At 35.6% G+C, this 13001-nt stretch carries 16 protein-coding genes; 6 read left to right on the top strand and 10 right to left on the bottom strand.

Translation table 11 applies throughout. The features are described 5' to 3' along the window. Positions 1–9 precede the first annotated feature (9 nt). The 10 genes from HYG87_RS10365 to HYG87_RS10320 all read right to left on the bottom strand — a co-directional run bounded on the left by HYG87_RS10365 (position 10) and on the right by HYG87_RS10320 (position 8779). Positions 10–921 (bottom strand): NADH-quinone oxidoreductase subunit B family protein, encoded by a 912-nt coding sequence (locus HYG87_RS10365; RefSeq protein ID WP_211533085.1) that lies wholly within the window; start codon positions 919–921, stop codon positions 10–12. Then, a complete protein-coding gene (locus HYG87_RS10360) occupies positions 921–1469 on the bottom strand; it encodes a hydrocarbon binding protein (contains V4R domain) (RefSeq protein WP_211533084.1) in 549 nt (182 codons plus the stop codon). Before HYG87_RS10360 ends, HYG87_RS10365 begins: the two co-directional genes overlap by 1 nt. Before the next feature lie 10 nt (positions 1470–1479). Beyond that, positions 1480–1731 (bottom strand): 4Fe-4S dicluster domain-containing protein, encoded by a 252-nt coding sequence (locus HYG87_RS10355; RefSeq protein WP_211533083.1) that lies wholly within the window; start codon positions 1729–1731, stop codon positions 1480–1482. 405 nt (positions 1732–2136) lie between these two features. After that, positions 2137–2340 (bottom strand): pseudomurein-binding repeat-containing protein, encoded by a 204-nt coding sequence (locus HYG87_RS10350; protein WP_211533082.1) that lies wholly within the window; start codon positions 2338–2340, stop codon positions 2137–2139. 100 nt (positions 2341–2440) lie between these two features. Further along, positions 2441–5146: a cation-translocating P-type ATPase gene (locus HYG87_RS10345; protein WP_211533081.1), complete on the bottom strand. Its 2706-nt coding sequence runs from the start codon at positions 5144–5146 to the stop codon at positions 2441–2443. A gap of 191 nt (positions 5147–5337) precedes the next feature. After that, complete coding sequence (gene cbiT / locus HYG87_RS10340) at positions 5338–5904, bottom strand: precorrin-6Y C5,15-methyltransferase (decarboxylating) subunit CbiT (protein WP_211533080.1); 567 nt, start codon at positions 5902–5904, stop codon at positions 5338–5340. Continuing rightward, the gene (locus HYG87_RS10335) at positions 5901–6461 is read right to left on the bottom strand and encodes a UbiX family flavin prenyltransferase (RefSeq protein ID WP_211533079.1); all 561 of its coding nucleotides are present in this window, start codon (positions 6459–6461) and stop codon (positions 5901–5903) included. The genes cbiT and HYG87_RS10335 overlap by 4 nt, the downstream gene beginning before the upstream one ends. Before the next feature lie 47 nt (positions 6462–6508). Beyond that, positions 6509–7714 (bottom strand): HD domain-containing protein, encoded by a 1206-nt coding sequence (locus HYG87_RS10330; RefSeq protein ID WP_211533078.1) that lies wholly within the window; start codon positions 7712–7714, stop codon positions 6509–6511. Between the two features lie 76 nt (positions 7715–7790). Further along, entirely contained in the window at positions 7791–8228 is a 438-nt protein-coding gene (locus HYG87_RS10325; RefSeq protein WP_211533077.1) for a molybdenum cofactor biosynthesis protein MoaE, read from the bottom strand. 23 nt (positions 8229–8251) lie between these two features. Then, on the bottom strand, positions 8252–8779 hold the full coding sequence (locus HYG87_RS10320) for a nicotinamide-nucleotide adenylyltransferase (RefSeq protein ID WP_211533076.1): 528 nt from the start codon (positions 8777–8779) through the stop codon (positions 8252–8254). 389 nt (positions 8780–9168) lie between these two features. Here HYG87_RS10320 and HYG87_RS10315 point away from each other — a divergent pair, with 389 nt between their 5' ends. From HYG87_RS10315 to HYG87_RS10290, 6 genes are all read left to right on the top strand, one after another. Beyond that, entirely contained in the window at positions 9169–10872 is a 1704-nt protein-coding gene (locus tag HYG87_RS10315; RefSeq protein WP_211533075.1) for an ABC transporter ATP-binding protein, read from the top strand. A gap of 73 nt (positions 10873–10945) precedes the next feature. Next, positions 10946–11497 (top strand): flavin reductase family protein, encoded by a 552-nt coding sequence (locus tag HYG87_RS10310; RefSeq protein ID WP_211533074.1) that lies wholly within the window; start codon positions 10946–10948, stop codon positions 11495–11497. Continuing rightward, a complete protein-coding gene (locus tag HYG87_RS10305) occupies positions 11497–11892 on the top strand; it encodes a universal stress protein (RefSeq protein ID WP_211533073.1) in 396 nt (131 codons plus the stop codon). Before HYG87_RS10310 ends, HYG87_RS10305 begins: the two co-directional genes overlap by 1 nt. A 146-nt stretch (positions 11893–12038) precedes the next feature. After that, positions 12039–12359 carry a DUF4389 domain-containing protein gene (locus tag HYG87_RS10300; RefSeq protein WP_211533072.1) on the top strand — a complete coding sequence of 107 codons (321 nt, stop codon included), beginning with the start codon at positions 12039–12041 and terminating at the stop codon, positions 12357–12359. A 230-nt stretch (positions 12360–12589) separates the two neighbouring features. Next, the gene (locus tag HYG87_RS10295) at positions 12590–12751 is read left to right on the top strand and encodes a rubredoxin (protein WP_211533071.1); all 162 of its coding nucleotides are present in this window, start codon (positions 12590–12592) and stop codon (positions 12749–12751) included. A gap of 79 nt (positions 12752–12830) precedes the next feature. Beyond that, a complete protein-coding gene (locus HYG87_RS10290) occupies positions 12831–12992 on the top strand; it encodes a rubredoxin (RefSeq protein WP_211533070.1) in 162 nt (53 codons plus the stop codon). The last annotated feature ends 9 nt before the right edge of the window (positions 12993–13001 follow it).

The following is a 13001-nucleotide window of genomic DNA, read 5'->3' as shown; positions in this document are numbered from 1 at the left end:
GTTTCACCTTTACTTCTTCACCAGTTGAGGAATAAGAGATACCTGTTTATCCTCCATAATGGTACTTCCAATCACAAACCCGTAAATTACATGTCCTATATCATAAAGCTGTTTTTCCACATCTTTTTCTGGCATTTTAGAAAGGTGAGCTATCCTTTTAATGACCCCGTTGTAAATATCGTGACTTGGTTCCCGGATAACATCCAGTGAAGGACCTCCACATCCATGACAAGCTACTCCTGCCTCGGTACAAAGTCCACCGCATCTTCCCAAAGTCACAGAACCTAAACATACATATCCCTGGGATAGGAAACATTTGCCTGGTTCAGGATCACCCTCTATTCTTCTGTGAATTTTATCAAATTCTATATGCTCCATTTCACGATTACAATCAGCACAAACACTTTTCTTAGGAACATCTGGGGCTTCATCATTTATAAGTGGTATTAATATGTCTCCAGTTAGCTGTTCTTTAGGAGGACATCCCGGTATAAATCCATCAATTTCTGTAAAATCAGCAGCAGGATGTACAATGGTAAGAAGCTCAGGAACGACTTCTGATGGAAGTTCAGCAGAGATGGTACTGGGATTATCAGTGTAAGTTCTGGAAGTAACCTCTTCTGAAGTGTATAAATCTGCCATTCCAGTTATACCCCCATAACAGGCGCAGGTACCATAAGCAATCAATATATCTGATTTATCCCGTAGTTCTTCCAATCTCTCCTGATTCTCCTGGTTCCTGACAGATCCAGAAACTATGGCAATGTCAATATCATCTGGCAGTTCTTTGGTATCCATCAGCACCGGTGCATATACCAGCTCGGCATTGTCCAGTAACTTAGTAATGTCTTCATGTAAATCCAGAATAGAGATTTCACACCCAGCACAGCTAGCAAGTGCTTCTAAAGCTATTTTTACCATTATTTACCACCCCATTTGATGGTTAAAGTTTTAAGACAAGCATTAGATCCCACATGATCAATATCCAGTTTGCCCTTTATGCTCATCACTTCCTCCACAGCACCCACCATATAACCATATAAGAGATAACAGAGTGGTCCTTTTTGAGGTAATCCTGTCCTACGCAAGGTTTGCCTTACCACGCAATCCATGAAAAGGAGTTTCACCACGGTTTCATCTCCTTTTTCAATGGTATAATTATCCTGTCCAGCGGGTTTCCACATTTCAAAGTAAAATTCCACCCCTAAAATATCACTCAGTTCCTGCATGGCCTGTTCCAGGTTGTCCGTTTTTTCCATAAGTTTTCCTGCATCATGTCCCATCCTTTTTCCGGCCTGGTAAACAATTGCATTTGCTCCCCTTCCAGAAACCTGTTCCAGTGCACTGGACATGGATCCCACAAATTTCATTAAAACGTGCAGTGCTTCTTCATAATCTGATATGTCTCCCCCAGTTTCTTCAGGAATCATTTCAGGTTTAAATGTGCCCCTTATCTCTTCCATTTCCATTTTTATACCCCTAGATAATTTTGTTTAAAACATCACTGACCTTACGGTCAATGTATAATCGTTTGGCCACATGTATATCACGATGTTCCATAGCCTGAGAAGGGCAAATCTCATGACAGGACAAGCAAGCCATGCAGTCATCTGCATTTATCACTTCGCTTTTCCACTTTTCCTCATTCATCTGGTAAACATCACTGGGACAATCATCCACACAGGATCCACACCCCACACATGCATCTTCATCCACCACTATTTCCACCATTATTTCCCCTCTTTTGTTTTATTATCCACCGAAAGCATTCTTATTTCATAATTTCCACCAAAATAAATATTAAAATGGAAATTAGTAATTAAATCAATATTAATTGTTAATAACAAATAACTGTTTCGATATGTTTTTTTTAATAATTAATACTAAGCGCACCCCCCTGACTAAAAAAAAAAAAAATAATTATTGTATCTAAAGAGAGGAAATTTTAAGGCTAAAAAAAATCAATGTCTTTAAATTTTATGCGAAAATAGGAGGTATGATAAATTAAAATAGTGAAAAAATAATCTGTATAATAAAATAAAACCTCAAAATAAATACCAGAAAGCTATTTGGGGATTATACTGGCTTATAATAAAAAGCTTATTTAACTCCCTTATAAATGTACAGAGTCCAGGTCTATGATTCAATATCTACTGAACGTGGATTCCTACCCATTTCAAGTATGAATTTATTTACACGTTCTATCATGTCTATATAATTTTGTTTTTCAATTTTACATCCATCAACAATGGCAAATTGAGGCATTTCACCATTTGTTTTTTTAAATTCTATTATACCATCTACCATTTCTCTATATTGATTCAGGCTCAATCGATCCATTGATATCAACCTTCAGTTTTTTTAACATTTATTACTCCCCATATATAAATACTTGCCTTAAGGGTATTTACTCCCTAAGGGTCATAATTTTTATTGGAAATTAAAACCACCCTCTTCTACGGGCTATAAATTTTTCAATTTCAATCAATATCAACCCTGGAAGAGAGAACAGTAAAATAAGTATCCACCATTCTGCAGGAATAGGGGCGGTTCTAAATAGAATCTGAAGAGCAGGGAGGTAAATTATCATTAAAAGTGAAGATATGGTAATTCCGATACCTAATAGAGACCATTTGTTGGAAAAGGGGCTGAACGTGAATATAGATTCCCTTATGGAACGGGCCGTTATCAGATAGAATACATGCACCATGATAACCGTGGCAAAAGCAGCAGTTTGGGCCTGGGTTAAAAGAAATTCATTTAGAGGGTCGGTGAATGCAGCACTACCGTAAATATAAAATATGCTTAAACCTGCTCCAGCCATGGCCAGAGAAACCAGGCCCACCTTCCTTACAAATTGCCAGTTAACAATTTTTTCATCCGGGTCTTTTGGTGGTTTTTCCAGGAGATTTGCTTCTTTAGGTTCTTTAATAAGAGGAAGTGCCAAAAATATGGAATCAAATAAATTAATCCATAGAATTTGAACCGGCTCTAAAGGAAGGCTTACCACGAAAAGTGATATAAAAGGAGCCAGTATCAATGCTCCTAATATAATTAGAGATTGGCCTCCATTAGCAGCCAGAGCATACAAGATTACTTTTTGAATGTTTTCAAAAATAAATCTGCCTTCTTCTATAGCTTTAACAATACTGGAAAAGTTATCATCTGCTAAAACCATGTCCGAAGCTTCTTTACTAACATCAGTACCGGTAATACCCATGGCAATACCAATATCTGCTGCTTTTAAAGCAGGGGCATCATTAACCCCGTCTCCAGTTACCGCCACTATTTCTCCCTTTTTTTGAAGCTGGGTAGTTATATCATACTTGTGTTCTGGTGCAACCCGGGCATATATGGAAACCTTATCCACTATTTCATATAATTCTTCGGGACTCATCCTGGAAATTTCTTTACCAGTTAATACTTTTTCTTTTTTAGATCCTATACCCAGCTGTTTAGCAATAGCTTTAGCTGTTTTTGCATGGTCTCCCGTAATCATTACCGTCCTGATACCAGCGGATTTAGATTTTTTAATAGCATCTATAACTTCTTCACGGGGAGGATCAATCATTCCCTGTAATCCTAAAAATGTAAGATCTTTAATATCATCCGGATTAATCTCAGTTTTATGCTCATCCACTACCTTATAAGCAAATCCCAATACTCTTAAAGAATCTTTAGCCATTAAATTAGAAGCAGCATATATTTCATCTTCTTGAATATCTGTTATTTCCCCTTTAATCAATTGATTCCGGGAGCGTTTGATTATTTTCTCAGGAGAACCCTTAACATAGATAATATTTTCATCCAGCCCCTGATGGAGGGTGGCCATGTATCTTTGTTTTGATTCAAAAGGAACCTCATCCAGACGCAGAGTTTTATCAGTGAGATCTGCTTTAGCTGCAGATACAATTAGAGACCCTTCTGTAGGATCACCTATTACTTTAAAACCATCTTTTTCAACCAAACTAGCATTATTACATAGTAAACCTGCCTTTAATGTATATTTAAGTTCTTTATTTTCAGAAGATAGTTTCACCGGATTGTTTTCAAAAGTAATTTCGCCCTGGGGATTATAACCTGATCCAGTAACTTTAAAGGTTTTTCCACCAGAAAATATCCGGACCACGGTCATCTGATTTTTAGTGAGGGTGCCGGTTTTATCCGAACAAATAACAGTGGTTCTTCCCAGGGATTCTACCGAAGGAAGTTTACGGATTAATGCATTTCTGTTGGCCATGGCTTTAACGCCTAAAGCAAGAGTCACGGTTAAAACCGCTGGAAGACCCTCAGGTATAGCTGCAACTGCTAAAGAAGCAGAAGCCATAAAGGAATATATGAGTCCAAAACCAAACCAGGCCGACAATGCAAAATTAACCAGGGCCACCAGAAGAATGGCTATTACAATGACTTTGGTGAATTCCTCCATTTTCCGGGTTAGAGGTGTCATGATCTCCTGAGTTTCTTTCATAATCTCAGCAATCTTACCCATCTCTGCATACTCACCAGTGGCCACCACTATACCTCCCCCCGACCCCTGGGTGATGAAAGTACCACCAAATGCCATTGATTTTTGATCAGCAGGTGGTAAATCAGGTGTTTCAATGGCTTCTATTCCCTTGGATACCGGTACTGATTCTCCAGTGAGGGCTGCTTCATCTGCATGTAAATTTTTAGACCGGAAAAGTCTAAGGTCAGCTGGTACCTGACTTCCGCTTTCTAGTAACACCACGTCCCCTATAGCAAGTTCTCTTGCTAAGATCTTTTTTTTATTACCATTTCTAATGACCGTGCACTCGGGAACCATCATTTGTTCCAGGGCTTCTATAGACGATTCTGCTTTACCTTCCTGTATGAATCCAATGGCAGTGTTAACTATAACCACGCCTAATATTACCCCCGTATCCACCCATTCACCTAAAAAAGCAGTTATAATGGAAACCAGAATTAAAAGATAAATTAAAGGATTATTTAATTGTTTAAGTAATCTTCTAAAAGGAGAAGGTTTTTTAAATTTTATTTCATTGTATCCATATTTTTCCAACCTTTTTAAAGATTCTTTTTTGGTAAGGCCATCTATACTTGTATTTAACTTTTTAAATGTCTCTTCTGCTGAAAGTTGATACCAGTTTATCTTATCAGCCATGGAATTTCTCCCTGAAAATTTTTTTAAGGTTGAATTTGAGATATGTACTTTAAAATATTTTTTTGGTTTAATAGATATATAAAATTATTTTTATAAAAAACCTTATAAATGGTAATTTTTAAGGATTTTATGGCGTATTAATTAATAAAAATATAAAAATAGAATAAATATTTAAGAAAACCTTTAAAAATTTAATTTCTTTTTACTCCCACAATTATGGTTATTGGATTTTCAGCCAGCATCATGGTGCCTCTTTCAATTATTTTTCCACGAGATATAGCGGCATTTATCACTTCCACGTCCATATCAAACTTTTTTAGTGTTTCAATAGCTTCTAATGCAGTTTCAAGTAAGATGGCCGTGATGATTATCCTTCCACTTTTTTTAAGTTTGCTAAATCCTTTTTCAATTAAAAAAGACAGGTCCCCACCACTGCCTCCAATCATTAAGACATTAAAATCAGGGAATTTATCCATTTCATCTTTTGCATTACCGCAAATAAGCTGCACCCTGTTTTTCAGGCCATGTTTTTCCAGGTTTTTTGAGGTTAAATTAATAGCCTCAGGATTTCTATCCAGGGAATATACTTTTGATGTTCTTTTAGCAAATTCCAGGGTTAATCCACCGGTCCCACAGCCGATATCCACCACAATATCCTGAGAAGTAAGTTCTGATTTGCATAAAACCAAACAACGGATTTCTTCCTTAGTAGGGCCAGGTACAGTGGAGTTTTTTATAAAATCCCGGTCCCTAATCATATTTCATCCCCACTCCATCTCAAGAAAAGGTCATGTTCTATTTCCAGTACATCTAAAATTTTACCTGCAATAAAATTGGCCATGTCATCCAGGTTTTCAGGGCGGTGATAAAATCCGGGCATGGCTGGTAGAATTATTCCCCCTTCCCGGCTGATTTCAAGCATGTTTTCCAGATGAATTGAGCGTAAAGGTGTTTCCCGGGGAACTAATACTAATTTTCTCCGTTCTTTTAAAGCTACATCTGCAGCCCGGGTAATTGAATTACTGGCATAACCGGTGGCTATAGCCGAAAGGGTTTTCATAGTGCAGGGAACAATGACCATTGATTCAAATTTAAAGGAACCACTGTTTATAGAAGAAGTTAAGTCACTGGCTTCATAGTAACAGGTGGCTTTATTCTTTAAATCTTCAATTTTCAAATCCAGTTCATATTCTAAAATAATCCGGGCAGGGTCTGTTATTACTAAGGCCGTATCTATTTTCCTTTCTTTTAGTGCTTCTAATACCTTCAACCCATATATTATCCCACTGGCACCGGTTATAGCTACAATTATCATTTTATAAACCACCTAAATCTCATTTGAAGATAATCAAATTTTATGTATCAAAAAGTGCTAACTAAACGCATCTGTTTATCATGTTTGTTTATTTTTTCAGGTAAATCCAGATAATCATAAAAATCAAAATCAGCTAATTTAGAGGTATGTTCCTCCGGGACATAAATACATAAATCAGCATGATTAAACCTGGCATCCCTTAAAGCCCCTACAATACTTGAAATCTGACTTAAATTTACAATACCATCCCCGACAGAAACAAGAGTCCTCATTTCATCGAATGATGGGTATTCTGGCATATCAATAATTAAATAATCAGGATTAATGTTTTTTTCTTCACAGATCTCATTTTCTGCTTTTTTAATCTGCTCTCTTTTAATTTTAAATATTTTTTGAGGATCTTCTAGTTCTGATAATTTAAGAGAATCCACTTTTTTAAACAGGTCACGATTATCCATACGCTTGATCATGTCTTTTATAAACCCATCCTGGTTCCGGCAGGCCATGATCATATCCGCATCATCATACTGGTAAATTTTTTTAGAATCAATTATATTCTGGTCAATTAATTTTCTAAGAGATCTTCTAAACATAGAATTCACTATACGTGTGGTATGGTGTTGATAAACACTGGGATACATAAAATAACGTGCTACAAGTGTAGATTCAGCAGCCTGAACTCCCTTTTTATCGAGAACCAGATTGTTCTCCAGTTTCATGTTATATATCAATCTCTCAATATCGATGATACCATAGGCCACCCCGGTGTAGTGGGAGTCGCGTATTAAATAGTCCATACGATCCACATCAAGTTCCCCAGATATAATCTGCCCTAAAACTCCTTTTCCATTAATTATATCTATTATATCATTAATATCATAGTTTTCAGATATGATATCTCCCAGTATGGAATTTTTAATAACCCGGGAGGTAAGTACCTCATGGGAATCGTCTAAAACAGCCTCAGATACATGTGAAAAAGGTCCATGTCCGGCATCATGCAGCAAAGCGCATATGCGCAATATACTTTTTTTATCCTCATCCAGATTCAGGTGATCCGCCATTTGAGAGGCTAAATACATGGTACCTATAGAATGCTCAAAGCGGGTGTGATTTGCTCCAGGATATATTAAGAAAGTGAATCCCAATTGTTTTATTCTTCTTAATCGTTGAATTTGGGGTGTGTCAACCAATTTAATTTCGAGATCATTTATATGGAGATTCCCATGTACACTATCCCTGATAAATTTCATTTAAATCCCCCTCATCATTAATTAACTAGTTAATTGATTAAGATATAAATTTTGAAACTTCCCTTCTAATTAGAGCTTATCCTCCCGACATGATGATATTAGTGCCTTTAGTGGTATGTTCCTCTTTTTGAAAATCCAGATCAAACTTGGTTCTTTCAATTATTTCAGTTAAAGCATCTAATGTTTCTTGACGGTGATTTCCCAGAACAGCCACCAGGAAGAGGGAATCACCGGTGTAAAATTCTCCCAGGTAATGAACAACCCCAATTTCTGCAACTGAAAATTTTTCCTTCACTTCTCTGGCAATACTTTCCAGTTCTTTTTGAGTTTTTAATTTATCCGGAGTGCTTAAAATTAATTTATCAACTTTTTTACCCTTTTCTTCTCCCCTTACTATTCCCTCAAAGGTAAAAATAGCACCGCATTCATCAATTTTTATGCTTTTTTTAATCTGATGGAGTAAATCAGGGATGGTAATTAACTCTTCATCCTTTTCCAGGAGCTTAACTAACATAAAATCACCTATACTTTTAAATACTATTCTAATTCACTGACTTCTTTTTGAGAAAGATGACTTAGTCTTTCCAAACCATCTATTTCCTTAATAACTTTTGCTACCGATGAAGGCACCAGTTCTTCCCAGTTACCATTACTTAACATTCTTTTTCTAACTTCTGTTCCTGAGAGTTTATCCCGGTAATATAGGGGAGGAGACGTGACCTGATAATCTTCTTCAATAAAGAGTCTTTGAACCAGGGGATTGCCGGAGTAGACCCTTTCAAAAGGAGGTGTGAGCATTTTTATATGGGAAACCCATACCGAATTGCATTCAATATCCTGTACCGGTATGATATAATACCGGGAAGCAGGGATCCCGTTTTCACTTAAGGATTTAGTGAGCATCATTACTCTTTCACCCGCTGTAAAAGGATCTTTTAAAGTATGGCTTAGCTGAGCACTTCCTACACCAATTATTACTTCATCCACCTCTTTGAGTATACTTTTGATAACCTGTAAGTGTCCCTGATGAACTGGCTGCATCCTACCTACCAGTAATCCTCTCATTTAATCACCATATCCTCAAGCCATGTTAATTAATAAAATTATAATCATTTATCACTTAAATTTTTATTAAATATTATTTATTGTTTTATATAAGATATTAATTAAAGTTTTATAGTTTAGTATCATTTATGAAAGATAATTTATTCATCTTTTATTTAATATTAAGAATTAATTTAAGTTCAATGAATGAAATATTAAATATTAGGGCACTGTAATTATAATAGCAATTTTTTTTAAGGTTATTAAATCAATTCCGGATTATTTCATTTAGATAGTTTTAAATTCTATATAATTATAATATTAGAAAACCAATTTAATTAAAATATTCTTCTATATCGATTTATTCAGAATGAATTGTAATTTAAATAATTATTTTATAGGGTGTTATGATGATTAAGGTAGAAAATCTTTCAAAAACTTTTAAAATAGAAAATGGGGAAGAAATTAAGGCTTTAGATGACATTAATCTTGAAATAAATGATGGAGAAATAGTGGGGATTATAGGAAAAAGTGGATCAGGTAAAACTACCTTGCTTAGAATTCTAAGAGGGGTGGAATCATTTGATAGTGGAAATATTGTATTAAATGGCACAAAAATCTCACCGGACTCCAATCCATACTATTTCACCAAGTTAAAGAAAGCCACCGCTATCCATTTACAGAGATCCTTTGGTTTATGGTCTGAAACTGCTTTTGACAATATCATCCGGAAGCTTTATGGGGTTAAATATGGGGATGAAGCTATGGCTGATTTTGAATATGCTTATGACGAATTTGGAGATGAAGCCCTGGAGCTATTAAAGTTGGTAGGGCTGGAAAATAAGGCCAATCACTTTGCCCCGGTACTCAGTGGTGGTGAAAAGCAGCGACTGATTATGGCTCGTCAGTTAGCAAAAAAACCAGAAGTATTGCTACTGGATGAACCAGCAACCATGTCCTGTCCTCAAACAAAACAGGAAATACTGGATGCTATTAAAAATATAAATAAGGAGCTGGGAGTTACCATAGTTCTGGTATCACACCTGCCAGAAATTCATGAATATCTAGCAGACAGGCTTATATTAATGGAAAAAGGCCAGATAGTGGATGAAGGAAGTCCAAGAGATGTTATAAAAGAATTTTTAAAAGATATAGAACCTGTAGAATCATATCCTCCCTTAGTTGATAAAAGTCCCCTTTTGAAAACAATTGATCTAAAAAAAAGGTTTTTCCTGATGAATGGGGGTTCTGTTCTGGATATTAAAGATGTGAATATAGAGATAAACAAAGGGGAAATGGTATCCTTAATTGGTCACAGTGGTGCCGGTAAAACAGTAATCTTAAGAATTATTGGGGGACTGGATTTTCCCGAAGGAGGGAGAGTTTGTTTTAAATTCAATAGTAAATGGATAGACATGCACCAGGCAGGAATAGACAGAATGGAAATCAGAAGAAAGATGAGTTTCATGCATCAAGAATTTGCTTTAGTTCATCATGCAACTATTAAAGATCAGATAGCATCCCGACTTGGTGTAAAAGGGGAAAATGTAATTTATGAGGCTAAGAAAAAGGCTAAGGAATTGGAGATTAGTGATATGGTGCTGGATGTGCTGTACCAATTAACTGACCTCCCAGAAAATGAAGCCAAATTACGCTTAGAGAAAATAGGACTTAATGCTGAAATTTTAGATATTCTCTTCCCCAGCTTCCCGGATACCGAAGTCAAAAAATATGCCGCACCCATATTTGATGCATTGCGACTGCCCCTGGAAATACTGGATCGTAAGTCTTATGAATTATCAGGTGGTCAGAAGGTCAGGGCAACTATGGCACTGGCACTGGCTTCTGAACCGGAATTATTAATATTAGATGAACCATTCGGTGATTTGGATCCCATAACTTTAAGATCTGTTTCCAATGCATTAAAACGAATTAATAACAAGTTCCAGACCACTTTCTTAATGGTATCTCACCATATTGATTTTATTAAAGAAGTGAGTACCAGATCCCTTATGATGGAAAAAGGTAAACTGGTCCTGGATGGAAATCCTGAAGATTTATGTGAAGAATTCATAAAACGGAGCCAGGCCCAGTATTTAATGGGTGATGAATGAATTAATTAAGAAAAAGAATTAATACTATTCTAAGGATATTATATAATGATTAAAATTTAATGGAAATGATTATATGGATTTTAAAGATTTCCCGATTGAAAAAGCAAACCGTATACTGGCTCCCCGGCCAACTGTAATTATAAGCACTATTAATGATGAAGCTAAGGTCAATGGCGCCCCTTTCTCCTTTGTAATGCCGGTTTCCATGGACCCCCCTATTGTGGCATTTGCCTCTGCACCTTCCCATGATACCAGTAAGAATATCCAGTTAAATAGCGAGTTTGTTATTAATTTAACCCCCGCAGAAATAATTAATCAAATGTGGATAACTGGTGAAAAGGTTCCCTATGGGGAAAATGAATTGGAAAAAGCAGGATTAACCTCCCTGGAATCTAAAATAGTTTCACCGCCCAGAATAAAAGAATCCCTGGCCCATTTAGAGTGTAAGGTGATTGAAATCCAGGAAGTAGGAGATCATTTATTGATTCTGGGTAAGGTGGTGCATGCTTCTGTGGAGGAAAACTGTATGAAAGATGATTTGTTGGATGTGGAAAAAGTGAAACCTCTTCTTCATTTAGGAGGAACCTCTTTTGTGGTAGGGGACCACTTAAGGAAAGTGGAATAATGTTTAAAAGGATACTGGTACCTTCTGATGGCTCAGAACATGCCACCAAAGCAGCAGATAAGGCTATTCAACTTGCAAAAATATTAGATGCCGAAATTGTAGCCGTGCATGTGATTGATGAGAAACTTATCCAGCCCTTTGAAGTCCTGGAAGAAGAGGGTATGGAAATACTACATCAGATTCAAAAAAAAGGAGAATCTGCCGGAGTAGAGGTATCTGAAGTATTATTGTTGGGGAATCCCGGGCATGACATGAAAAAGATAAGTAATAAGACCGAAGCGGATCTAATTGTAATTGCTTCGCATGGTAGAACTGGCCTGGAAAAAATATTAATGGGTAGTGTAGCAGAAAATACATTGAAAACTGCTGATATACCGGTTTTACTGATTAAATAAACTTAATTTATTTATTTTTAATTTTTGCATGGTTTAAACTGTTGAAAAGTTATTTTAATTCATTTTAATTATTACTGTTATCAGTGCAAACTTAATAAGATTTATAATAGATAAAAACAGTTAATATATAATCCGGAGGTTTATATATGAGCGAAGATTTTGAATTAAATGAATTATTTGAATATGAAAAAAATGCAAGTAGATTAGAACTATTTGTGAGGTTTTTTTATGCAATACCAGTGGTTATAGTACTGGGATTGTATAGTATCATAGCCGGAATATGTTTAACCATCCAGTTCTTAATAATATTAGTACTTGGAAAGCGTAATGAAGGTCTAAATGACTTAATTAGAGGATATTTAGAATACAACATCCATTTAATTAGTTATTTTAATTATATGACTGATGAGAGACCAGGAGTTATTCCTAAAAAAGTTAAGTTTTTCGAAGTGGTGGAAGAAGAATAATTTTTTTAATGAATCCTTTTTTTTTCTTTTTTAAATATATCTGTTACTTTTCTTTTAGATTGCTGTTTTTAAACAAATATCCATTTAAAATTGGATTAAAAAAATCTTATTCAAATTAATCCTGTTTTTCGAATATTTGTTTGTTCGTAGAAATTAAAATAACAATATTTTTATTTGAAAAAAAACTAATATTAACTTGAGGAAAATTATAATTAAATCCGGTGAGATAAATGAGATACAAATGTAAAGTATGCGGATACATATACGATCCCGATATGGGAGAACCACGTAAGGAAACTCCTTCTGGAGTAGAATTTGATTCACTTCCTGATGAATGGTCTTGCCCTAAATGTGGAGCAGGTAAAATAAGATTTATGCCGCTAAAGAATTAATTTTCCTTTTAAATCAGCTAAAAGTAGATAAATTCAATAAAAGGCAGGTATGTCCAGATTGATAAAAAAAGGTGTAATCATGGCAAGATACAAATGTAAAGTATGCGGATACATATACGACCCTGAAAAAGGGGAACCCCGGTCTGATATAGCACCAGGGACCGCTTTTGAAGATATACCTAAAAATTGGAAATGCCCCTCATGTGGAGCACCTAAAAGAATGTTTATAGTAATAAAATAAGATATATTT

The sequence above is a fragment of the Methanobacterium alkalithermotolerans genome (genome assembly GCF_018141185.1).
Taxonomy (GTDB): Archaea; Methanobacteriota; Methanobacteria; order Methanobacteriales; family Methanobacteriaceae; genus Methanobacterium_F; species Methanobacterium_F alkalithermotolerans.
This window is presented reverse-complemented; position numbering and strand designations above follow the sequence as displayed.

Coding starts and splice junctions, on each gene's coding strand:
- HYG87_RS10365 (WP_211533085.1), bottom strand. CDS start 921: ATGGTAAAAATAGCTTTAGAAGCACTTGCTAGCTGTGCTGGGTGTGAA.
- HYG87_RS10360 (WP_211533084.1), bottom strand. CDS start 1,469: ATGGAAATGGAAGAGATAAGGGGCACATTTAAACCTGAAATGATTCCT.
- HYG87_RS10355 (WP_211533083.1), bottom strand. CDS start 1,731: ATGGTGGAAATAGTGGTGGATGAAGATGCATGTGTGGGGTGTGGATCC.
- HYG87_RS10350 (WP_211533082.1), bottom strand. CDS start 2,340: ATGGATCGATTGAGCCTGAATCAATATAGAGAAATGGTAGATGGTATA.
- HYG87_RS10345 (WP_211533081.1), bottom strand. CDS start 5,146: ATGGCTGATAAGATAAACTGGTATCAACTTTCAGCAGAAGAGACATTT.
- cbiT (WP_211533080.1), bottom strand. CDS start 5,904: ATGATTAGGGACCGGGATTTTATAAAAAACTCCACTGTACCTGGCCCT.
- HYG87_RS10335 (WP_211533079.1), bottom strand. CDS start 6,461: ATGATAATTGTAGCTATAACCGGTGCCAGTGGGATAATATATGGGTTG.
- HYG87_RS10330 (WP_211533078.1), bottom strand. CDS start 7,714: ATGAAATTTATCAGGGATAGTGTACATGGGAATCTCCATATAAATGAT.
- HYG87_RS10325 (WP_211533077.1), bottom strand. CDS start 8,228: ATGTTAGTTAAGCTCCTGGAAAAGGATGAAGAGTTAATTACCATCCCT.
- HYG87_RS10320 (WP_211533076.1), bottom strand. CDS start 8,779: ATGAGAGGATTACTGGTAGGTAGGATGCAGCCAGTTCATCAGGGACAC.
- HYG87_RS10315 (WP_211533075.1), top strand. CDS start 9,169: ATGATTAAGGTAGAAAATCTTTCAAAAACTTTTAAAATAGAAAATGGG.
- HYG87_RS10310 (WP_211533074.1), top strand. CDS start 10,946: ATGGATTTTAAAGATTTCCCGATTGAAAAAGCAAACCGTATACTGGCT.
- HYG87_RS10305 (WP_211533073.1), top strand. CDS start 11,497: ATGTTTAAAAGGATACTGGTACCTTCTGATGGCTCAGAACATGCCACC.
- HYG87_RS10300 (WP_211533072.1), top strand. CDS start 12,039: ATGAGCGAAGATTTTGAATTAAATGAATTATTTGAATATGAAAAAAAT.
- HYG87_RS10295 (WP_211533071.1), top strand. CDS start 12,590: ATGAGATACAAATGTAAAGTATGCGGATACATATACGATCCCGATATG.
- HYG87_RS10290 (WP_211533070.1), top strand. CDS start 12,831: ATGGCAAGATACAAATGTAAAGTATGCGGATACATATACGACCCTGAA.